The 22,651-nt window shown below is 73.5% G+C and carries 16 protein-coding genes; 6 read left to right on the forward strand and 10 right to left on the reverse strand.

Annotation, left to right across the window (positions count from 1 at the left end):
* Positions 1–251: 251 nt before the first annotated feature.
* Together AB0D99_RS32325 and AB0D99_RS32330 are read left to right on the forward strand one after the other, a co-directional pair.
* Positions 252–4,322: a serine protease gene (locus AB0D99_RS32325; protein WP_362370510.1), complete on the forward strand. Its 4,071-nt coding sequence runs from the start codon at positions 252–254 to the stop codon at positions 4,320–4,322.
* A 31-nt stretch (positions 4,323–4,353) separates the two neighbouring features.
* Positions 4,354–5,310 carry a bifunctional riboflavin kinase/FAD synthetase gene (locus tag AB0D99_RS32330; protein WP_362370513.1) on the forward strand — a complete coding sequence of 319 codons (957 nt, stop codon included), beginning with the start codon at positions 4,354–4,356 and terminating at the stop codon, positions 5,308–5,310.
* A gap of 123 nt (positions 5,311–5,433) precedes the next feature.
* Here the strand turns inward: AB0D99_RS32330 and AB0D99_RS32335 are convergent, their stop codons facing one another.
* The 8 genes from AB0D99_RS32335 to eccE all read right to left on the reverse strand — a co-directional run bounded on the left by AB0D99_RS32335 (position 5,434) and on the right by eccE (position 17,036).
* Positions 5,434–6,462, reverse strand: coding sequence for an ABC transporter ATP-binding protein (locus AB0D99_RS32335; protein ID WP_362370583.1), 1,029 nt, complete (start codon positions 6,460–6,462; stop codon positions 5,434–5,436).
* Positions 6,463–6,494: 32 nt separating this feature from the next.
* The gene (locus AB0D99_RS32340; RefSeq protein ID WP_362370516.1) at positions 6,495–7,460 is read right to left on the reverse strand and encodes an ABC transporter ATP-binding protein; all 966 of its coding nucleotides are present in this window, start codon (positions 7,458–7,460) and stop codon (positions 6,495–6,497) included.
* Positions 7,457–8,341 (reverse strand): ABC transporter permease, encoded by an 885-nt coding sequence (locus AB0D99_RS32345; protein ID WP_362370519.1) that lies wholly within the window; start codon positions 8,339–8,341, stop codon positions 7,457–7,459. Before AB0D99_RS32345 ends, AB0D99_RS32340 begins: the two co-directional genes overlap by 4 nt.
* Complete coding sequence (locus AB0D99_RS32350; protein ID WP_362370586.1) at positions 8,338–9,369, reverse strand: ABC transporter permease; 1,032 nt, start codon at positions 9,367–9,369, stop codon at positions 8,338–8,340. Before AB0D99_RS32350 ends, AB0D99_RS32345 begins: the two co-directional genes overlap by 4 nt.
* 33 nt (positions 9,370–9,402) lie before the next feature.
* A complete protein-coding gene (locus AB0D99_RS32355; protein ID WP_362370522.1) occupies positions 9,403–11,262 on the reverse strand; it encodes an ABC transporter substrate-binding protein in 1,860 nt (619 codons plus the stop codon).
* A gap of 185 nt (positions 11,263–11,447) precedes the next feature.
* Positions 11,448–14,672, reverse strand: a complete 3,225-nt coding sequence (locus AB0D99_RS32360; protein WP_362370525.1) for an SCO5717 family growth-regulating ATPase — start codon at positions 14,670–14,672, stop codon at positions 11,448–11,450.
* A 226-nt stretch (positions 14,673–14,898) separates the two neighbouring features.
* Positions 14,899–15,717: a hypothetical protein gene (locus tag AB0D99_RS32365; RefSeq protein ID WP_362370528.1), complete on the reverse strand. Its 819-nt coding sequence runs from the start codon at positions 15,715–15,717 to the stop codon at positions 14,899–14,901.
* The gene (gene eccE / locus AB0D99_RS32370) at positions 15,717–17,036 is read right to left on the reverse strand and encodes a type VII secretion protein EccE (protein WP_362370589.1); all 1,320 of its coding nucleotides are present in this window, start codon (positions 17,034–17,036) and stop codon (positions 15,717–15,719) included. The genes AB0D99_RS32365 and eccE overlap by 1 nt, the downstream gene beginning before the upstream one ends.
* Positions 17,037–17,226: 190 nt before the next feature.
* On the opposite strand from eccE, the gene eccB reads away from it, so the two are divergent.
* The 4 genes from eccB (at position 17,227) to AB0D99_RS32390 (ending at position 20,941) form a co-directional block, all read left to right on the forward strand.
* Positions 17,227–18,786, forward strand: coding sequence for a type VII secretion protein EccB (gene eccB, locus AB0D99_RS32375; protein ID WP_362370531.1), 1,560 nt, complete (start codon positions 17,227–17,229; stop codon positions 18,784–18,786).
* Positions 18,787–18,799: 13 nt separating this feature from the next.
* Positions 18,800–20,050, forward strand: a complete 1,251-nt coding sequence (gene mycP, locus AB0D99_RS32380; protein ID WP_362370534.1) for a type VII secretion-associated serine protease mycosin — start codon at positions 18,800–18,802, stop codon at positions 20,048–20,050.
* Between the two features lie 193 nt (positions 20,051–20,243).
* Entirely contained in the window at positions 20,244–20,585 is a 342-nt protein-coding gene (locus tag AB0D99_RS32385; protein ID WP_362370537.1) for a WXG100 family type VII secretion target, read from the forward strand.
* A gap of 62 nt (positions 20,586–20,647) precedes the next feature.
* Positions 20,648–20,941: a WXG100 family type VII secretion target gene (locus tag AB0D99_RS32390; RefSeq protein WP_362370540.1), complete on the forward strand. Its 294-nt coding sequence runs from the start codon at positions 20,648–20,650 to the stop codon at positions 20,939–20,941.
* Positions 20,942–21,011: 70 nt separating this feature from the next.
* On the opposite strand, the gene AB0D99_RS32395 is transcribed toward AB0D99_RS32390, so the two are convergent.
* Positions 21,012–21,257, reverse strand: coding sequence for a DUF397 domain-containing protein (locus AB0D99_RS32395; RefSeq protein WP_362370543.1), 246 nt, complete (start codon positions 21,255–21,257; stop codon positions 21,012–21,014).
* Between the two features lie 61 nt (positions 21,258–21,318).
* Positions 21,319–22,551, reverse strand: coding sequence for a type VII secretion system-associated protein (locus AB0D99_RS32400; protein WP_362370546.1), 1,233 nt, complete (start codon positions 22,549–22,551; stop codon positions 21,319–21,321).
* Between the last annotated feature and the right edge of the window lie 100 nt (positions 22,552–22,651).

A 22,651-nucleotide genomic window follows, 5' to 3' on the forward strand; every position in this document is an offset into this window, starting at 1 on the left:
GCGGGTGGCCCCGGGCCCCGCGCGGTGGGGGCCCCCGCCGCCCCCCCGGGGGGGGGGGGGCCCGGCGCGCGGGGGGGGGGGCCCGGGGGCGCCCCCCCCCCCCACGATCCCCCTCCGGGGACTGTCTATCCATTCCGAACCCCGCATTCACCCCTTCGGGCAGGCGCTCGGAGTGAAACGGGGGAGCACTGGGGGGCGCGTTCGTCCTGTGCGCTTCTCGGAGTGATCACCGCAGACCTACCGTCGTCCTCATGGGACGCGGGGACCTGGCGACGCTGGTACGGATCTGCGATCCGGCGGGCCGACCGCGCGGGACGGGCTTCGTCGCCGACGACCGCGGCACCGTCGTCACCAGCCACGAGGCCGTCGACGGGCTCGGACGGATCATGCTGCACGCCGCCGACGAGCGGATGTGTCTCGCCGAGGCCGACTCCATCACCGCGCTGCCCGAGGCCGGACTCGCGCTCGTGAGGACCGAGGGCCTCGGCGTCCGCCCCCTCCCGGTCTCGCCCCGGACCGAGATCGAGCCCGGGACATACGTACGGATCGCGGCGCACGGCTGGCGCGAGGCGCGGGTCCTGGGCGGTGCGTCCGTCACGTACACCGCCACCGACCGCTTCCACGTCCTCGGCCACGCCCTGGAGCTGGCCATCGGCACCGAGGGCGCGGAGGCACTGCGCCTCGGCGGCCGGGCGGCCGGAGGGCCGGTCGTGGACCCCGAGACCGGCGCCGTGGTCGCGGTCCTCGGCACCGCGCTGCACGGCGACCGCCGCGGCGCGGGCGGGTACGCGGTCCCCCTCGCGGCCGTGGAGCCGCTGGCCGCGCTGCTGCGGCGGAACGCCGCGACCGTCCCCTGCTACGGCCAGGACCTGAACCTGGCCGGCGTCCTGGAACTCGCCGCCACCTCTCTCGGAGCGGCGGCGGGACCCAAGGCGTGGACCGAACCCGTCGAACGAGCCGACTGCGTCAGGGAGTTCGCCGCCTTCGCGACAGGCCGCGCGCGGGTCCTCGCGCTCGTCGGCGCACCCGGCACCGGCCGCACCACCGCGCTCGCCGCCCACTGCGCCGACCGTGCCCGGGGAGCCGAGCCCGCGCCCACCGTCTGGCTGCGCGGCGCGGACCTGCGCGCGGCGGACACCTCGGTCGCCGACGCCGTCGCCCGCGTCCTGCGCCAGGCCGGCCGGATCGTCGCGACGACCGGCACGCGCGGCGACGCCACCACCGCCACCCCGGATCGGGCCGCGGCCCTCGCCCGCGAGGCGGGCCGCCCGCTGCTCGTGATCCTCGACGGCCCGGAGGAGATGCCACCGGCGCTCGCCCACCGCCTCCCCGCCTGGACGGCGGGCACGGAGTCCTGGCTCCGCACCCACGGCGTCCGCCTGATGCTCGGCTGCCGCCCGGAACACTGGGAGCAGGCGAGCGGCCTCTACGCGCCGGACTCGCTGCACGGGGGAGCGGGCGGATCCGTGCCGGGCCGCGGGGACCGCGCGGGAACGGACGCCGGTACCCGGCCGGGTACCGGCGTGAGCGCGCCCGCGGAGGGGCGGGAGGGTCCCTCCGCGCCGCGGTCCGGCGCAGGCGCGCACGCACCGGTCCCCGCACCGAGGGCACCGCTTCCCGGCGCGGGCGCCGTGCCGATCGGGGACCTGACCGAGCGGGAGGCCGCACCGGCCCTGGCGCGGTACGGGCTCCGCCCGGTCGATCTGGCGGAGGACGACACACGGCATCCGCTCGCGCTGCGGCTGCTCGCCGAGGTGCGTGAGGCGCTGCCCGGCGACGTGCCCGGCCGCCCGGGGCGGGAGGAGATCTTCGGCGCCTACCTGGACCTGATGTGCCTGCGCGTCGCGGTACGGATCGCGGCCGGCTCCCGTCCTCTCCCGCGCGGCGCGGCCGTACGGCGGCTCGCGGCGCGCGTGGCCGGACAGGTTCACGAGGCGGCGCGCCGGTGCCTGGGACCGGGGCAGGGCGAACTGGACCGGGAGTCCTTCGAGGAGATCTTCCCGTGGCGGACCGGCTGGGCGTCCGCCGTCCTCACCGAGGGCCTCGTCGTTCCCGCCGGATCCGGCTACCGCTTCGGACACGAGGAGCTCGCCGACTGGGTCCAGGGGGCTCATCTGGACATCGACGGGGCCCTGCACGCGCTCGTCCACCGCTGGCACGAGAGCGCGCCCCTCGGGCTCCCGTCCCGGACCGGGACGCCGCGCGCCACCCCGCCGCCGCCCCGCGCGCACGGCGCGGCAGCGGCGGAGCCGCCGCATGCACCGCCCGTGCCCCGCCACCGGATCGGCCCGGTCGTCCAGGCCCTGCTGCTCCTGGACCGCGAACAGGGCCCGGCCGCGCTCGCACGCCGGCTGACCGCCCTCGCCGACGCCCTCGACCGCCTGTCCACAGCGGACCGGGAGTCCACCGACGCGGCGTGGTGGGGAGCCCAGCTCCTGTCCCAGACCCTGCTGCGCCTCCCCGACCTCAGGCCCTACCTCAGGGTCCTGCGCCACCTCGCCGACCACGTCGGCGCCGACACGCCCCGCCCCGCCGCGTCGCGGGCGCCGGGCCCGGCCCCGGCACGGGCGGCGGAACGGCTTCCCCGGCCGGTGCCCGCCCCGGCGCCCGTACGGCCCCAGGAACGGCTTCCCCGGCCGGCGTCCGCCCCCGCCTCCGTACGGCCCGACGACCGGCTTCCCCGGCCGGTGCCCGGCCTCGGCTCCGGCTCAGGTCCCGGCTCCGGCTCAGGTCCCGGCTCCGGTTCAGGACTCGGTCCCGGCTCCGGCTCAGGTCCAAGCTCCGGTCCTGGTCCCGGTCCCGGCTCCAGCCCCGGTCCCGGCTCCGGCCTCGGCTCCGGTCCCGGCTCCGGCTCCGGGCCGGGGCGCGTGCCCGGACGGGTGACGCCGGCGGGGCACGTGCCCGCCCAGCGTTCGCCCGCCCCGTCCGCTCCACGCGCCTCCGCATCCCGCCGTGACGTCTTCGCGCCCTTCGGGCCCGCCTTCTGGGGAGCCCTGCGCATCGGGGAAGGGGAGCGGCTGGACCTCCTGCGGCGGGTCGTGCCCGCCGACGCCGGACCCGGGGACGACGCCGGGCCCCGGTTCCTCGACGCCGTCGCCGCCCGGCTCGTCGCCGAGCCCCGGGGCGTGCAGCCCCTGCTCTGCCGGTGGTTCGGGGACGGCCGGGCGCTCGCCGCCGCGCCCGACGCCACCGTCGCCGCCGCCGCGCAGGCGCTGCTGCACACCCATCGGAGCCTCGCCGTCGACGACCTCTGCGAGGCCCTCGTCTCCACCGCCCATCCGCTCGCCGAGGGGCTCCTCGCCGCCCTCGCCGAGGACGAGCCGTCCGCCGTGTGCCGGGCCGTCGACCGGTGGGCCCACGACGACGGGCGCCCCGCCCGCCGGGCCGCCGCCGCCTCGTACGCGTACCTCGTCGCCGAGCACGCCACGAGCGGACCCGACCGCGAGCTCCTGCGCTTCACGGCCCTCGCCCTGCTCGCCCGCCCCGGCGACGCCGCCCTGCACGGCCCCGCCCTCGGCCTCCTCGTCCGCGACCCGCACACCCGCACCCGCCACCTGCCCCGCGCGCTCACCGACCCCCGCGTCCCGGCGGGCGCGCTCGCCGCCGCGCTCCCCACCCACCCCGAACCGGTCCTCGCCGCCCTCCAGACCCGCCTGCACGGCCCGGGGGAGGCCGCGGGCGACGTGCTCCGCGCCCTCGCCGAGGTCACCACCCCCGCCCTCGCCCGCCGGGCCGCCGCCCTCGTGCTCGACTACGTCGACCGCCACCCCGCCGGCGTCCGCCACGCCGCCGCCTTCCTCGACCGCCGCCTCGAACACGGACCGGCCGCACGGGCGATCCTCTTCCCGCTCGTCACCGGCCTCCTCAAGCACCGTCCCGTACAGGTCCGCAGCGCCCTCGCGCCCGTGTTCGCCGCACCCGGCACCGGAGCCTCCCGGCTCCTGCGCACCGAACTGCTCGACATGCTGCTCGACCACGAGCGGTACGAGGCCCGCGACCTGGCCGTCCTCGACGCCCTGCTGCGCGCCGCCGCCCACGGCTGCGAGCGGCGCGCCGAGGTCCGTACCCGCGACATCGTCCGCCGCGCCGGCCTCCTCCTCGTCCGCACCCACGAGGGCGCCACCTGCCTCGACCGCAGGCTCGTCGAGCTGGCCCGCGAAGTCCCCTGCTTCGCCGTCCAGCTGGCCGGCTGGCTCACCGCCGAGCCGGCGGACTGGACCGCCGTCGTCGGCGCGGGCACCCGCCGTACGGTCCTGAGCCTCGGCACTTCCATGCCGATGCGGGACGACGGCCCCGGGCATGGCAGTCTTAGACCTGCGTAATCGGCGAACAGGCGGACGAGGAGCGGTCACAGTGCAGCGCTGGCGTGGCTTGGAGGACATCCCCCAGGACTGGGGGCGCAGCGTCGTCACCATCGGCTCCTACGACGGTGTGCACCGCGGGCACCAGCTGATCATCGGGCGGGCGGTGGACCGGGCCCGCGAGCTCGGCGTCCCCTCGGTCGTCGTCACCTTCGATCCGCACCCCTCCGAGGTCGTACGGCCCGGCAGCCACCCGCCCCTGCTGGCCCCGCACCACCGGCGCGCGGAGCTCATGGCCCAGCTGGGCGTGGACGCCGTGCTGGTGCTCCCCTTCACCGCCGAGTTCTCGCAGCTCTCCCCGGCGGACTTCATCGTGAAGGTCCTCGTCGACAAGCTGCATGCCAAGGCCGTCATCGAGGGACCGAACTTCCGCTTCGGACACCGGGCCGCCGGCAACGTCGACTTCCTGGCCGAGCTCGGCGCCACCTACGACTACGAGGTCGAGGTCGTCGACCTCTATGTGAGCGGCACGGCGGGCGGCGGCGAGCCGTTCTCCTCCACGCTCACCCGCCGTCTCGTCGCCGAGGGCGACATGGAGGGCGCCGCCGAGATCCTCGGCCGCCCGCACAGCGTCGAGGGCATCGTCGTGCGCGGCGCCCAGCGCGGCCGCGAGCTCGGCTTCCCGACCGCCAACGTCGAGACCCTGCCGCACACCGCCATCCCGGCCGACGGCGTGTACGCCGGCTGGCTGACGGCCGCGGGGGAGCGGATGCCGGCCGCGATCTCGGTCGGCACCAACCCCCAGTTCGACGGCACCGAGCGGACGGTCGAGGCGTACGCGATCGACCGCGAGGGGCTCGACCTGTACGGACTGCACGTCTCCGTCGACTTCCTCGCGTACGTCCGCGGGATGCTGAAGTTCGACACGCTGGACGCCCTGCTGGAGGCGATGGCCGGCGACGTGAAGCGCTGCCGCGAGCTCACCGAGGCGTACGACCGGAACAGCTGACCGCGGCCGCCCCGCCCGCGCCGCGAGGGCGCGGACGGGACCGGTCACGACCGGGCCGAGGACCCCTCCTTGCGCCCGCGCCGCGAGGGCGCGGGCGGGGCGGCGCGATGAACGGCCCGGCCGTCAGCCCCCGCTCGCGACCTCCGCCCCGTCACGGACCCAGTGACAGGCCACGTCCCGCGCCCCGCCGCCGCCCAGTATCGGCAGGTCCTCGCCACGGCAGCGGTCCGCGACCGCCGACGCCTCTCCCGAGGCCAGGACGTGACAGCGGGCGTGGAAGCGGCACCCGGACGGGATGCGGGCCGGGTCCGGGGGCTCCCCGCTGAGGATCACCGGCTCGGCCTCGGACTCCGGCAGGACGGACAACAGGGCCCGGGTGTACGGGTGCTGAGGCGACGTCAGGACGGACTCCACCGTGCCCGTCTCCACGATCCGCCCCAGGTACATCACCGCCACCCGGTCCGCGATGTTCCACGCGAGCCCCAGATCGTGCGTGACGACCAGCGCCGACAGGCCGAGCTCGTCCCGCAGACGGAGCAGCAGCGCCAGGATCTCGCCCCGCACCGAGGCGTCCAGCGAGGCCACCGGCTCGTCCGCGACGATCAGCTCGGGCTGGAGGACGAGGGCGCCCGCGATGACGACCCGCTGCCGCTGCCCGCCGGACAGCTCGTGCGGGTAGCGCAGGAAGAAGCGCTCCGGCGGGCGCAGTCCCGCCCGGGACAGGGCCTCCGCGACGGCGGCCCGCTCGTCCCCGGCACAGCCGTGGATCCGCAGCCCCTCGGCCACGGCGTCGTACACCGTGTGGCGCGGGTTCAGCGACCCGCTGGGGTCCTGCAGGACCAGCTGGGCCCGCTTCCGGTACGCCTTGAGGGCGCGGGAGCTGTACGCCAGCGGCTCTCCGGCGAAGGCGACGGTCCCGGACGTGGGCGGCACCAGGCCGAGCAGCGAACGGGCCAGCGTCGTCTTGCCGCAGCCCGACTCGCCGACCAGCGCGACGATCTCGCCCGCGCCGATGTCCAGGTCCACCCCGTCCACCGCGCGGGCGGCCGGCGCGCCCCGTCGTCCGGGGAAGGTGACCCGCAGACCGGTCGCCGACAACAGCGGAACCGGCGGCGCGGGGCTCGACGCCCCGCCCCGGACCGGCGAGCCCACCTCGGACGCGCCGCCGTCGGATGTCAACGGATTCACGAGCCGCTCCCTACGTGTACGCAGGCCGCCCGGCGCCCCGCGCCCGCCTCCCGCAGTTCCTGGTCCTGCTCGCCGCACACCTCCACCGCCACCGGGCAGCGCGGGTGGAACGCGCAGCCGGCCGGCAGATCGGCAGGGTCCGGCGGATCGCCCGGAAGCCCGCGCGGGGCCCGCCGGGACGCGGGGTCGCCGATCCTCGGGAAGGCCGAGGACAGCGCCTGCCCGTACGGGTGCCGGGCCGCGTCGTACACGGCCCGCGCCGGGCCCTCCTCCACGACCCGCCCGGCGTACATCACCGCGAGCCGGTCGCAGGTGTCGGCGAGGACCGCGAGGTCGTGGCTGATCATCAGCAGGCTGATGTCCTCGTCGGCCACCAGCCGCTCGATCAGCCGCAGGATCTGTGCCTGGATCATCACGTCCAGCGCCGTCGTCGGCTCGTCGGCCACGATCAGCCGCGGATCGCAGGCGAGCGCCATCGCGATCATCACCCGCTGCCGCTGCCCGCCGGACAGTTCGTGCGGATAGGCCACCGCGCGCGCCGCCGGCAGTCCTACGTGCTCCAGGAGCTCCCCGACCCGCCTGCGGGCCGCCGCCGGGGTGGAGCGCCCGTGGGTGAGGAGCGGCTCGGCGATCTGGTCGCCGATCCGGTGCACCGCGTTCAGCGAGTGCATCGCCCCCTGGAAGACGATCGACGCGCCGGCCCAGCGCACGGCTCGCAGCCTGCCCCACTTCATGGTGAGGACGTCCTCGCCGTCGAGCAGGATCCGCCCGGTCATCCGGGCCGACGGCGGCAGCAGGCGCAGCAGCGCGAGCGCCATCGTCGACTTCCCGCAGCCCGACTCGCCCGCGACCCCGAGCTTCTGCCCGGCGGCCAGGGTGAGATCGACCCCTCGTACGGCGGGGACGGCGGCCGCCCCCGTCCCGTATGTCACGCTCAGGTCCCGTACCTCCAGGAGGCTCATCGCCCCACCCCCAGCTTCGGGTTCAGGACGGACTCGACGGCGCGTCCGCACAGCGTGAACGCGAGCGCGACCAGGGCGATCGCGATCCCGGGCGGGGCGAGGTACCACCAGTGGCCGGAGGAGACCGCGCCCGCCTCCCGCGCGTCCTGGAGCATGCCGCCCCAGGACACGACCGTCGGGTCGCCGAGGCCGAGGAAGGCCAGCGTCGCCTCGGTGAGGATCGCGGTGGAGATGCCGAGCGTGGTCTGCGCGAGCACCAGCGGCATCACGTTGGGCAGCACGTGCCGGCTCATGACGTGCCCGTGCCCGCCGCCCAGCGCGGTGGCCCGTTCGATGTACGGCCGGGACTCCACCGCGATCGTCTGGGCCCGCACCAGCCGCGCGGTGGTCGGCCAGGTGGTGACGCCGATCGCGAGGATCACCGTCCACATCGAGCGGGACAGCACGGTCGCGAGGACGATGGCGAGGACGAGCGTCGGCATCACCAGGAACCAGTCGGTGATCCGCATGACGACGGTCGAGAACCAGCCGCCGTAGTGGCCGGCGATGATGCCGACCAGGGTGCCGATGGCGACCGACAGCGCCGCCGCGAGCAGGCCGACGAGGAGCGAGATCCTCGCCCCCCAGATGAGCAGCCCGAGCAGCGAGCGCCCGAACTGGTCCGTCCCGAGCGGGAATTCGGCGCTGGGTGACTCCAGGGCCGTCCCCGGCGCGTTGGTGACCGACTGCACGTCGGCGCCGACGATCAGCGGAGCGGCGAGCGCGAGCAGCGCGATGACGGTGAGCCCGGCCAGACCGTACAGGCCGGCGCGATGGGTCCGGTACTGCTTCCAGAAGCGGGACACCGAACCGCGTCGGCGTTCCCATACGAGAGAGGTCATCGGCCCACCCGGGGATCGAGCAGCGGATACAGCAGGTCGGCGATCAGGTTCATCACGATCATCGCGCCGGCGAAGACGACGAAGAGTCCCTGGACGAGCGGCAGGTCGGGCACGCTCAGCGCCTGGTAGAACAGTCCGCCGAGCCCCGGCCAGGAGAACACCGTCTCGACCAGGATCGAACCGGCCGCCACATGGCCGAGGTTGATGAAGACCATGGTCACGGTCGGCAGGAGCGCGTTCGGCACGGCGTGCCGGCGGCGTACGACATCGTCCCGGAGTCCCTTGGCCCGCGCGGTGGTCAGGTAGTCGCTGCCCATCTCGTCGAGCAGCGAGGAACGCATCACCAGCAGGGTCTGCGCGTAGCCCACCGCGACCAGGGTGAGGACCGGCAGCACCATGTGGTGGGCGACGTCGAGGACGTACGCGAAGCCGGTCTCGCCCGCGCCCGACTCCATGCCGCCCGTCGGGAAGAGCCCCGGGACCGGGCCGATGCCCACCGAGAAGACGATGATCAGGAGGAGTCCGAGCCAGAACGAGGGCACGGACCACAGGGTGAGGGCGACGCCGGTGTTCAGCTTGTCGCCGAGGCCGCCGTGGCGCCAGGCGGACCGGGTGCCGAGCCAGAGTCCGAGCGCCGAGTAGATGACGACGGCGACCCCGGTGAGCAGCAGGGTGGCCGGCAGCTTCTGCGCGATGAGGTCGCCCACCGGGGCGTGGAACTGGTACGAGGTGCCGAGGTCGCCGCTCAGCGCCTTGGCGCAGTAGTCGGTGAACTGCTGCCAGAGCGGCAGGTCGAGCCCGAACTGACGGCGCAGGGTCGCCAGCTGCTCGGCCGAGGTGGGCACACCGTGCGTCATCGCCTTGACCGGGTCACCGGGGATGATCCGGAAGAGGAAGAAGCTGGTGACGAGCACGGCGAGGAGCGAGACGGCGGCGCCGCCCAGCTTCCCGGCCACGTAGCGGAGGTACTGGAGGGTCGTACCGGTGCGGGAGGCGCCGTCCGTGGTGCGGACCTTCTCGGTCCGCACCACGTCGGCGGGCGTGCTTGCTGTCGTCACGGACTACTCGCGGTCGTCCGCGGTGGAACGGCGCCTCATGCCGAGGAAGACGCCGAGGGCGACCACGACCACCACGGCGGCACCGATGCCGATGATCACGCCGCTGTCGGAGCCGCTCGATCCGCCGTCCGCCGAGGAGCCGGCGGCGGTGGTGGTGGGAACGGCCGACCACCAGCTCCAGTAGCCGTCCTGGCCGTAGAGGTTGCCGGCGGCGGCCGGCATCGTCGTGATGGACTTGATCTGGTCCGTGCGGTACGCCTCGAGGGCGTTCGGGTACGCCATGATGTTCATGTACCCGGTGTCGTACAGGCGTGACTGCATCCGCTTGACCAGATCCGCCCGCTTGGCGGCGTCGTACTCCACCGACTGCTGCGCGTACAGGGCGTCGAACTGCTTGTCGCAGATGAAGTTGTCCGTCGCCCCGGAGTCCTTCGGGGTGGCGGGCAGGGTGCCGCAGGTGTGGATCGACAGGACGTAGTCGGGGTCGGGGTTGACGGACCAGCCGTCGAAGGCGAGGTCGTAGTCCCCCTTCGTCCACGGGTCGCCGACGTTGTCGAGGCACTCGACCTTCAGCCCGATGCCGAGCTCGCCCCACCACTCCTGGAGGTACTTGCCGATCGCCTTGTCGTTCGGGTCCGTGGCGTGACACAGGATCCGGAAGTCGAGCGGCTTGCCGTCCTTGCCGACCCGCTTGCCGTCGCCGTTCTTCTTGTATCCGGCCTGGTCGAGCAGTTGTGCGGCCTTGGCGGGGTCGTAGGCCAGCTTCTGCGCCGCCTCGGGCTTCCAGAAGTACGAGGCGAAGCGCGGCGGGATGTAGCCCTCGCCCTCGACGGCGTGGCCCTGGAAGACCTTGTCGACGATGGTGGTCCGGTCCACGGCGAGGAAGAGCGCCTTGCGGACCACTGGGTCGAGCAGCGCCTTGTGGCCGTTGCCGAAGGTCTTGCCGTCCTTGGAGCGGGCGCCCGGGTTGGTGGCCAGCGCGAAGAAGCGCCGGCCGGGCGCGTCGTTGACCTTGATGTTCTTCGCGGACTTCAGGGCGGCGGCCTGGGCGGGCGTCAGGTTCGGGACGAAGGACACCTCGCCCTTCTGCAGGGCGGCGACGGCGGCGTCACCGTCCTTGTAGTACTTGAACACCAGCTCGTCGAACTGGGGTACGCCGCGCCAGAAGCTCTTGTTCGGCTTGAGCTTGATGTACTGGTCGACCTTGAAGTCCGTGATGACGAACGGGCCGTTGCCGACGATCGGGAACTGCTGGTCGTTGTTGAACTTGGAGAAGTCGCCGACCTTCTCCCAGACGTGCTTGGGCACGATCGGCACGTCCAGCGCCGCCATCGTGGCCTGAGGCTTCTTCAGCTCGATGACGAGCGTCTGCGGGTCCGGCGCGGTGACCTTCCTGAAGTTGGACGTGAAGCTGCCGTTCGCGGTGGCGGCGTTCTCGTCCGTCATCATCTTGTTGAAGGTCCAGGCGGCGTCCTCGGCGGTGGCCTGCTTCCCGTCGGACCACTTCGAGTCCTTGCGGATCGTGTAGGTCCACGTCAGCTTGTCGGGGGAGGACTTCCACTCGGTCGCCAGGCCCGGGATCGGCTTGGCGTCGTTCGCGTCGTAGTTCGTCAGATACTCGTAGGCCAACCGGTGGATGCTGGTGGAGACGAGCTTCTGCGCGAGGAAGGGGCTCAGCGAGTCGACGCTCTGCGAGACGGCGACGGTGAGCGTGGTGTCTCCCTCGGCGGCTTGGGCGGTGGTCCGGGCGGTGGCTTGGGGCGCGACCACGAGCGTGGTGGCGGCGACTCCCGCGGCGAGGAGCAGCCGGGGAAGTCTTCGGGGGGCGACCTGGCGGGAGTGAACCTTCGTGACCTTGACCATGGGACGTGACCTCGCGTTGGGGTTCTGTCGTCGATCTTGGGGCGCCATCTGGTGAAGCGAAGGTTTATCAGCGGTGACGGAGCGGCGTCAACGACGACTCAAACCCCTTGTGGGCTGCGGGAATGCCAAGAGGCTCCGCACCGGGGAGCCGGTGCGGAGCCTCATTGGTCCAGTCCTCTGACGCCTTACTGTTGAGGGGCTGGCGGTGCCTGCGGAGGCTGCTGCCAGCCCTGCGGCATCCCGGGCTGACCGGGCTGCTGGGGCGGGTACGGCTGGGGCTGCGCCTGCGGGTACGGCTGCTCGCCCGGCTGTCCGCCGTACGGCTGACCCGGCTGCGGAGCCTGGGGGGCGTACGGCTGACCGGGTGCCTGCTGACCGCCGTACGGCTGACCGGGTGCCGGCTGGCCGCCGTACGGCTGACCCGGCATCGGCTGACCGGGCATGGGCTGACCGGGCATCGGCGGGGCCATGTGCGGCGGAACGCCGCCCTGCCCGTCGCCGGTCCACAGCCCCTGCGCCTGCTGCGCCCGCGCGAAGTCCTCGGCGACCATCGCGGACAGGTGGAAGTACGCCTCGCGCGTCTTCGGCCGCATCATGTCGAGGTCGACCTCGGCGCCCGCGGCCAGGTGCTCGTCGAAGGGCACGACGACGACTCCGCGGCAGCGGGTCTGGAAGTGCTGCACGATGTCGTCGACCTTGATCATCTTGCCCGTCTCGCGGACTCCGGAGATGACCGTGATGGAGCGCTGGACCAGCTCCGCGTATCCGTGCGCGGAGAGCCAGTCGAGCGTCGTCGACGCGCTGGAGGCACCGTCCACGGACGGGGTGGAGATGATGATCAGCTGGTCGGCCAGGTCGAGCACCCCGCGCATCGCGCTGTAGAGCAGACCCGTACCCGAGTCGGTCAGGATGATCGGGTACTGCTTGCCCAGGACGTCGATCGCCCGCCGGTAGTCCTCGTCGTTGAACGTCGTCGAGACGGCCGGGTCCACGTCGTTGGCGATGATCTCCAGGCCGGAGGGCGCCTGCGAGGTGAAGCGGCGGATGTCCATGTACGAGTTGAGGTACGGGATCGCCTGCACGAGGTCACGGATGGTGGCCCCGGTCTCGCGTCGCACCCGACGGCCGAGCGTGCCCGCGTCCGGGTTGGCGTCGATCGCCAGGATCTTGTCCTGCCGCTCGGTGGCCAGGGTCGAGCCCAGCGCGGTGGTCGTCGTGGTCTTGCCGACACCGCCCTTGAGGGAGATGACCGCGATCCGGTAGCAGGACAGCACCGGCGTACGGATCAGGTCGAGCTTGCGCTGCCGCTCGGCCTCCTCCTTCTTGCCGCCGATCTTGAAACGGGCCGAGGCGCCGGGGTTCCGGCTGGACTTGGCCTTCTGCTTGTTGTTGCGCAGCAGACGGTCGGAGGAGAGCTCCACGGCCGCGTTGTAGCCGAGCGGGGCGCCCGGCACGGAACGCTCGCGCTGGTCGTGCGTGACCGCGGTCGGCCAGGCGGCCCCGGTCCGCGGGTCGACCGGCGGCTGGCCGGCCTGCGGCGGCACGGGCGCCTGGTGGTCCGGCTGCATCTGACCGGGCACCTGCGGGGGCTGGGCACCCGGGTGCGGGAAGCCGTAGCCGCCCTGGGGGGCGGGCGCACCGGCTCCGGGCACCTGCGGCGCGGGCTGGGCGCCGGGGGTGCCGGGCTGCGGAACGCCGTAACCACCCTGCGGCGTCGGGGCGTTGGCCTCGGGTGCCTGCGGGGGCTGGGCGCCGGGGTGCGGGAAGCCGTAGCCGCCCTGGGGGGCGGGTGCGCCGGCTTCGGGCGCCTGCGGCGCGGGCTGGGCGCCCGGGTGGGGGAAGCCGTAGCCGCCCTGGGGGGCGGGTGCGCCGGCTCCGGGCGCCTGCGGCGCGGGCTGGGCGCCGGGCGTTCCCGGGTGCGGGAAGCCGTAGCCGCCCTGGGGGGCGGGGGCGTCAGGAGCCTGCGGGGCGGGCTGGGCGCCGGGCGTTCCCGGGTGCGGGAAGCCGTAACCGTCCTGGGGTGCCGGTGCGCCGACCTCGGGGGCCTGCGGCGCGGGCTGCAGGGCGGGGTTCGGGAATCCGTAGGCGCCCTGACCCTGCTGCGGTACGGGCGCGGGCTGCGGCTGACCGGGCTGCGGGAAGCCGTAGCCGCCCGGCGCGCCCTGGGGCGGCACGGGCGCGTTCGGCGTCGTCGGGGCCGGCCAGGAGGCGGCGGCCGGCAGCGGGCCCGGCGGCGGCACCGACTGGTCGCCGGTCGGGGCGGGGGCGGGCCACTGCGGCGCCGCGGACGGGGCCGCGGGCTGGAACGACGGCGGCAGCGGCGGCAGCCCCGCACCACCCTGCGGCGCGGCGGGGCTCCACGGCTCGGGCGCCGGGGGCAGCGCCGGCGGCAGCGCGGCGGGGACGGCGTCCTGCGGCTCGGGGGCCGCCGGAGCGGCGTCCTCGGGCGTGCCGACGGCCTGCGGAGCGGGCACGGCGTCGTCACGCGCCTCGTCCGACGGGGCGCCGGACGAGGGCGCCGCGGGGTCGGCGGGACCGGACGCGTCCTGCTGGGGGGAGTCGCCCGCCGGCAGGGCCGGCGCGGCCGGCGTCTCGTCCGCCCGCGGCGCCGACTCCGTGCCGTCGCCGGCCGGGGCGGAGCCCTCGGCGTCCGACGGCGAGGACTCGGCCGCGGCGGTGTCGGTGGAGGTCGCCGCGTCCTGTTCCGGCAGGCCGGTGGCGCCGCCCGCGGCGACGTCGGTGTTCCGGTCCTCGGAGACGGCGGATCCGTCCTCGGATCCGGTCGCCTCGCCGGGAGTGCCATGGGTGTCGAGCACGGACGGCGTGGCAGCGGGGGCCACCGGGCCGTCCGTCGGCGCCTCGGCGGGGGAGCCCGCGGCGCCGTCCGTGGTCCCGGCCGCGGCCGCGCGCTCGGAGATCTCCTCCATCTCGCGCTTCAGCGCGGCGGGGGAGAAGCGCATGGTGGCGCCGCTCTCCAGGTCACCGCCACCGAACGACCCGCCGTCGGCGGGCACGGCGGGCGGCGCGACCGGTGACGGGTCCGGCACGGCGGGAGCGACCGGGGCGACAGGCACGGGAACCGGCGGTACGGGCGGGACCGGAGCCGGGGCCACGGGGGCGGGAGCGGCCGGCGTGGGTGTCGGCGGTACCGGCGGCTGGGGCGCCCAGTGGGGCTCGTAGCCGCTGCCCGCCGGGATGCCCGGGACGGCAACGGGCGCACCGCTCGGGGGCGGTGGCGTCGCGCCACCGGACGTCCCGGAGCCGGCCGATCCCGACGCGTTCTGCGTGTACCAGGCCGGAGGGGTGTAGTCGATGGTGAACTCACCCGTCATCTCGGCGGGATCCGCGTCGGACTGATCATCGGCGGGTGGATTCCAACCCCCGTGGATCTCGTCCCGATCGCCGTTCACTTTGCCTCCTGGTGTGGTCGCGCACCCTTGTGCTGTCGTGGGCGGGCCCTACCCACCCTAAACGCCAACCGTGTCCGTGGGGCAGGCCCGGCCGCCCGCCCACGTCTGTCCCGTAGATCACGTCTCGCCCCCAAGTGAGCTACGGGCACCGCAGAGTGAACCTCGGGTGATCACGTGGCGATTCACATGCGTACAAAAAAGGACGTGATGGGAGAATGTCCCGCCGTCAGTCCATCCGGCGCGCGCTGCCCAACAATCCGGTCTCGGCGTCCGTCGCCTGGGTCATCACGAACTGCCGGTCGCTCGGCGTGCACCACAGGGTGACGCCGTCGGCGAGCGTCGACAACGCCTCCGACTCCGCTCGTGGCAGCCCCATGATGCGGCCGATCTGCGTGGCCTCGTCCGGGGACACCCGCTGGACCCCGACCAGCGAGGACTTCTCCAGAAGGCGCGGCGCCACCGGACTCAGATACGGCAGCAGCGTCACCACCGACTGCCAGGGGCCGGACACGACGCGCCCGCGCGGCGGACGCATGCCGCAGTCCCGCACCACGACCACCGGACTGCCGGCCGACGCGCCCTGCGGAGGGACGCGACCGACGTCGTGCAGCGTGATGCACGGCTGACCGCCGCCCGCGGCCTGCGCGAGCGCGGTCCACGCCTGCGCGCGACCGGTCTCCACGGCCACCCGGGCCCCGGTCGCCGCCGCGCGCAGCGCCATGACCTGCGCCGTCCACAGACCGCCGATCAGCGTCACGTCGTACGGGGTGGGGCGGTTGATGCCGAGCACCGCGGGCCTGCCCTCGGCGTCCACGCCGATGACCATGCCGTCGTCGCCGACCGGAAGGCCGAGCGCGCCGAGTTGCTCCAGCGGTACCGCGTGCCGGTCACGGCGCGGCCCGACGAGCCCGAAGCCGAACCTGGGCTTCGCGGCGCGTCCGGCACCGCGGCCGGCGCCGCGTCTGCCGGAACCGGCACCCGTACCCCGGTTCCCGGGGGACGGCTGAGGAGAGGACGAAGCAGAAGGCGTGGTGGAGAAGGACATCAGCGCGCACCCCCGAGCGGCAGCGAAGCAAGCATGGCCGGAACCTGTTCACGGTCGAGCCGCACCAGACCCGTCTTCACCCCGCGCGCCGCACGCTCCAGTTCGTGCCGCGCCGCCACGAGCTCCTCGTCGCTGCGACCGGTGATCCGTACGTGTCCGGCCACCGTCACCTCCTGACGGTCACCGCCGCTCAGCGTCAGGCTGAACGTCGTCGCGAGAGCCGGGAGCGAGGTCAGCAGCGCGATCAGCTGCGGCATCGACGCGCCCGCGCCACCCGCGCTGCCCAGCTGGGGCCAGCGCCCCACCCAGTACGTCGTGTGACGTCGGTCGTCGACCCGCCAGGTCCGCGCGGTCTCCTGGGTCCGACGCGACTGCGCCTGGCCGCGCCCCGCCTGGGCGATCGCCATCGGGCTCGCGCACGTCGAGGTCGCCAGCGCGCCGATCAGCTCCTGCTCGGTGAGGACGGTCGCCTTGAAGCCGGCGCCGGCCAGCCGGCTCGCCAACTGGTCGGCGGCCCGCACCACACACTTCTGCGCACCCTCCAGGCCGCCGCCGCGGGCGGCGACCGCCTCCGGGCACAGCTCCGGGTCCAACTTCAGCGCCACCCACGTGATGCGCAGGGCCGGGGAACCCGTCTGCGCCTGCAGCGGCGCGTAGTTCCGCTTGGCCATCGACTGGTCCGGCAGATGCGGCGCGGGCGCCGGCTGGGTGTGCTGCACGATCTGCGCGGACTCCAGCCTGATCCCGTCGACGTGCAGGACGTCCCGGACCAGGCCGACCGGCAGCGGCCGTGCCGCGCGGTCCGCGCGCAGCCCCGTGGCCTCCGACTCGACGCGCACCAGCGCGGTGAGGAACGTGCCGTCGCCGACCATCCCGACCGGCCGACGGTCCCGGTCGCTGTACCCGTAGGTGCGCAGCGCGGGATCGCACTCCACGACCGGCGCGAGGCCGGGCTCCGTGCCCTCGGGGAGGACGAGCGAGGCGGCCCGCCGCGTCCGCGTGCGCAGGGCGAGATAGGTGGCCAGCCACTCCGGCATCGAGCGGCGGTGTCTGCGCACCACCGCGAGCAGCACCAGCAGCGCGGCGACGACACCGGCGGGCACCAGCAGCAGCGGTTCGATGACCCACGCCACGAGCAGCAGCGCGGCAGCGACCTCAATCAGTACGAGTTGTTGCAATCGGAACGATCCGAAGTGTCCCGGACGTGCCTGAAGTCGAGGAGCGGCGGCCGGCGGTGCACCCGCCGGAGTCTGCGCCGCAGGCGCCGAGGAGGGTGCGGCCGCCGCACGCCGCGTCCGCGTCCGCGTAGCGGATGCCATCATGGAGAATCCCCCCAATTCGTCCCGATCACCCTGGCCCGCCAGGGCTTTGGCGGCTCGATCACCCTACCCGCCCCACAAGCACCACCGGACAGCAGGCATAGTAGGGGGCCGGTCCGACTGCCGGGGCCCGGGCGCCATGCTCCCCGGGCTCGTCGGTGAAGACTGCGCCTGACGAAAATGGGGACTCATGGCATCACGGCGGGATGAGCTCAACGCGTACACCTTTGCGAAGAAGCGCACGGTGGCCGCATTCCTCCAACCTTCGCCCTCGGGCACGGAGGAGGGGGCGCCGCGCCCGTTGCGCGCGATCGTCCCCGGCCTGATCGTGGGCGCGGTGGTGCTCGCGGGCTTCGGAGCCTGGGGCATGTTCAGCCCCAAGGCCCCCAAGGGCTGGGACGAGCCCGGCACCAAGGTGATCGTCGGCAAGCAGTCGACCACCCGCTACGTCGTACTCACCACGGGCAAGGGCAAGGACAAGAAGACCCTGCTGCACCCGGTCCTCAACCTGGCGTCGGCGCGGCTCCTGCTCACTCCGCAGCAGTTCTCCGTCATCCAGGTCGACGACAAGCTGCTCGACGCGGGCAAGCCGCCGCGCGGCCCGATCCTCGGCATCCCGTACGCCCCCGACCGGCTCCCGACCGCCGACGAGGCCGGCGTGGCCAAGCACTGGGCCGTCTGCGAACAGCCCGGTGGCGGCAAGGGATCCAGCGTCCAGAAGGCCACCTTCGTCTTCGCCCAGCGGGACTTCAAGCGCACCGAGGACAGCGGGCAGCTCAAGGACGGACAGATCATGTACGTCCAGGGGCAGAAGGACAGGGCCCGCTACCTCGTCGACCACCAGGGCACGAAGTACCGGGTGCCCGGGGACCCCGCCGAGTCCGCCGGTCTCACCACGGCGCTCGTCGGCCTCAACAAGGAGCCCCAGCAGGTCACGGACGACTGGCTGGCCACCCTGCACACCGGCAGCCCCATCGAGTTCCCACAGATCCCCGGCAAGGTCGGCGACCCGGCCGGCATCGGCGGCGGCAACCTCAGCCAGACCGAGGACCGGGTCGGCATGGTGCTGCGGGGCCAGACCGGTTCCGGGCCGCAGCACTACGTCGTCCTGCCCGGCAAGGTCCAGCCCGTGTCGGATTTCACCGCCTGGCTGCTCATCAACTCGCCGCAGACCGACGCCCTCGACATGGACGGCGAGGCGACATCCGTCGACGCGGCCTCCTTCATCCCGGACGCCACCACCTTCGGCGCGCAGTACCGCTGGCCGACCCGCAAGTCCGTGCAGATCAACACGGTGACCGGCGGAGGCGCCCGGGACACCCTGTGCAGCGTGCTCAACCGGGTCGACGACAAGGGCCGCACGACGCTGACCACCTGGGCCGGCACGAAGTACCCGGCCGAGATCACCGCCGGCGGCACCAGCACGTACGTCACGCCGGGCAGCGGCCTGCTCTACACCCAGGTCCAGGGCAACCAGACCAAGCCCGACGGTTCGCTCTTCCTCGTCACCGACACCGGCCTGCGCTACGCGGTGCAGGCCAACGGCGACAGCGACGCGGGCCGCTCCGACATCGGCGCCGGGGACCAGGACGGCAAGCAGACCGACGGCCGCCCGGAACCGAGCGAGGCACAGACCCGTCTCGGCTACGAGAAGGTCACTCCGCTCCTGGTCCCGATCGCGTGGTCGGAGTTCCTGTCCAAGGGTCCGAGGCTCGACACCAACAGCGCGCGCCAGCCGCAGGGTTCGTGAGGAGGTGGCAGTGGTGACCAACCGAACGGCGGCCCTGCTCACCGTCACGGCCCTCACGGGGATCCTCGCCGCACCGCCCGCGGTCGCGGCGGCGCCGCCGCACGACGTCCTCCTCGACGGCAGCGGCGAGTGCACCTTCCCGATGAAGAAGCAGATCGAGGGCATTCCCTGGTCGCTCCAGCGGGTCCTGCTCGACGAGCTCTGGCAGGACACCAAGGGCAAGGGCATCCGGGTCGCCGTCATCGACACGGGAGTCGACGACGTCAACCCGCAGCTCAAGACGGCGGTCGACGCCAAGGCGGGCAAGGACTACCTGAAGCCCGACAAGGAGAACCCGGGCCCCGGGGACGAAAAGCGCGGCAAGACCGACGGCACGGTCGACGAGGTCGGCCACGGCACCAAGGTCGCCGGCATCATCGCCGCCCGCCCGCGCTCCGGCACCGGCTTCGTGGGGCTCGCCCCCGAGGCGACGATCATCCCGATCCGGCAGAACGACGAGAAGAACAGCGGGAATTCCGACACGATGGCGCTGGCGATCGACCACGCGATCGCCAAGGGCGCCCACGTCATCAACATCTCGCAGGACACCACCAAGGCGCAGAAGCCCGAATCACCGATGGGCCGGGCGGTCGCCAAGGCCGTGGCGCAGGGCATCGTCGTCGTGGCCTCCGCGGGCAACGACGGCATGGACGGAAACCTCAAGAGCACCTACCCCGCGGCCTTCCCCGGAGTGCTCGCCGTCGCCTCCTCCGACCGCAACAACGAGCGGGCCCCGTTCTCGCAGTCCGGGACGATGGTGGGCGTCGCGGCGCCGGGCGTCGACATGGTCTCCACCGTCCCCGGCGGCGGCCAGTGCGTCGACAACGGCACCAGCTTCTCCGCCCCGTACGTCTCCGGCGTCGCCGCCCTGCTGCGTGCCAAGCACCCGGACTGGAAACCCGCCCAGATCGTGGCCCGTATCGAGCAGACCGCCGTACGGTCCATCAACGGCCGTGACAACCACGTCGGTTGGGGCGTGGTCGACCCGGTCAAGGCGCTCGCCGACGGTCCCGAACCGCAGCCGACGGCGCCCACCGAGGACCCGGGACCGCCGAAGCCGCCGGCCCCGGAGGCGGCCCATCTCGCGGTCACGGAGACGCCCCAGGAGCGCACCGAACGGCTCGCCACCTACACGCTGGGGATCGGCGGTGTGCTGGTGGCCGTGGTCGCCGGCACGGCCATCGTGATCCGCGACGGGCGGCGGCGTCAGGGAGCCGCCCGATGAACCGAAACAGTCATGTACCAGTTCGGTCCTTTGCAGTTGGAACTGTCGTACCAACTGGCTAGAGTGACTGTCGGGGGCACGGCAGTGAAGTGACCCTGCACGGGGGCGGCATCAAGAGATACCCGTCCATATCACGACCGGAAGGCCCGACGGCAGCGACCGTCGAGACGCCACCGAAGGAAGAAGGGGCAAGATGTCGACGCCAAACCTGAATGTCACCAGTTCCGAGCAGACCAAGCTCGCCGGCCGGATCCAGGACTTCCACGACGAGATCCAGGCCCGCATCACCTCGCTCAACGGCGTGGTGGACCGCATCCAGGCCGGCTGGCAGGGTGCGGCGCAGAAGGAGTTCGACCGGGTGCAGAACGACCTGAACCTGCGCCTGAAGAACATGCGCGTCGAGCTCATCAAGCTCGAGGAGTTCATGCGGATGAGCGCCGACGGCTTCACGCGTGAGGAAGAGGATCGCATCCGGAGCTTCCGGACGATGGACGACACCAGCCAGGGCCAGAGCGCCATCCTCGGCATGGCCTGAGCCCACAGGGCTCGTCCTCACCTTCTCGCCTTCGCGCATCTCTCACTCCAGGAGCCAACACCATGACGACTGCCGTCAATTACGACACCGTGACGCAGGCGGCCGGCGACGTCCGCCTCACCGCCACCCAGCTCTCGCAGAAGCTGTCCGACCTCATGGCCGACGTCAACCGCGTCGCCTCCGCCTGGGAGGGTGAGGCGAAGACCGCGTACCAGGAGAGCCAGACCCGCATCACCAAGGACCAGGCCGCCATCAACGCGGACCTGCAGCGCATCGCGCGGCTGCTCGACGAGTCCGTCATCGGCTACACGGACACCGACAAGGGCAACGCGGCCCGCTTCCGCATGATGATGTGACATCACGCCAACACGTGTGAGGGGGTGGCCCGTTCCGTACGGGCCACCCCCTCACACGTATGCGCCGCGGCTAGCGGAGATCGAACTCCCCGTCACGCGCGCCCAGGACGAACGCGTCCCACTCGGCCTTCGTGTACCGCAGCACGGTGCCCCTGTCGAGCGACGACCGCATCGCCACCGCACCCTCGGGGAGACGGGCGATCTCCACCCGCTCCTCGTCCGGAGAGGTCCCGGGAGCGCCCTCCCACTCGACGTCGGAGATGTCGAGCGCGTAGAGCTCTTCCTTCTGTCGTTCCTTCTCAGTGGCGTCGGCCATCGGCGCGATCCTTATCTGTGCTGTGAACGAGCCTCGTGCGTGGTCAAGCGTGTGGATCAGCCTAGTGGCCGAGCCGCTCCGCCGCGGCGCGTACGTCGGAGACCGGGACCCGCACGGAGACCCGGCCGCCGGGATTGAGCTTGAGAGCCAGATCGGCGGGGAGCAGCCGGGCCAACTCGGCACCGTTCACGGGGCGAAGCCGCGGCACGTCCGCCGGAGCGTGGTCGGGGTGGGTGAGCACCGGGACGAACCGGCCTTCGGCGTCCGTGTAGACGGCGATGTCCGCGCCCTCGTCCGGCAGGTACACCGTCGCCGCCGCGAGCGCCTCGGGAAGCGCCTCGTCGGGTCCGTGCCCGCTCGCCGCGAGCTGCAGGGACGCCTCCACCGGGTCCGTCGGCCGCGGCCAGCCCAGACTCACGGGGGAGGGGCGGTAGTTCGGGTTGTGCTGGAACGCTCCGGGCTCCCCCTGCGGGTCCACCTGCCACGCCCCGATCACCGCGAAGGGCGGCACCTGACCGGCCGGGTCGTACATCGGGTCGATCGAGTACAGCCAGGTGCCCGGCGCCCGCCGGGCCTGCGCCCGCAGCTCCTCGGTGAGTTCGGGCACGGGCCGCCCCGCCGCCTGCCGGGCCTGCGGCTGCTGGGGGACCGACGGCTGGGCCCGGCGGTCCCACTCGTCCAGCAGCCGCCGGTAGGCGGCCTCCTGCTGCTCGACGCCCAGCACGCTGTCGACCGGGGCGTCGTCGAAGAGCCCGACCGTGTTCGCGGGATCGGCGGGCTCACCCGGCTTCAGCACGTACGCCCGGTCGCTCCCGCCGCCGGCCAGCATGCCGCTCTGCCGTACCTCCGCCCGGGCCCCGTTGACGGCCAGCAGCCAGCCACCCTCCTCCAGCCGGAGCCGTACGTCCCGCAACGCCCCGGACAGGTCCCTGCCCCGAGCCGGCGCCGACCCCCACGGCCCGGTCGCCTCGACGCCGTACGGCATGGTCAGCGCGTCGTCGATCCACCACCGCACGGTGCATCGCACCCGCTCCGTGCCGCGCACGGCTGTGGCGTCGTCCCGGCTGCCCAGCAGCCTCTCGCTCATTGCGTCCATCCAGGGGGTAGCAGACTGGTCGGGGGTGCGGGCGGCGGGGAAGGCGATCTCCTTCTCGTTGGCGAAGATGTTGTTCGGAACGGACGCGTTGACGTCGATGCCGCCCGGAGCGTCGATGTCGTACCGGCAGCGCGACCCCCAGCCCGGACCGGGATCACGGGTGGTACCCACGCAGACCGAGTGGTCGCTCTTCCGCATGCCTTCTGCTCGTGGAACGTCCCACCGAAGTCCGCGGCCCACAGGCCGCCCGCGTGTCCAGCGGCACCAGGACGGCCGAGGAGCGCAAGTACCGCCGGCC

The sequence above is a fragment of the Streptomyces sp. NPDC047971 genome (genome assembly GCF_040653355.1).
Classification (GTDB): domain Bacteria; phylum Actinomycetota; class Actinomycetes; order Streptomycetales; family Streptomycetaceae; genus Streptomyces.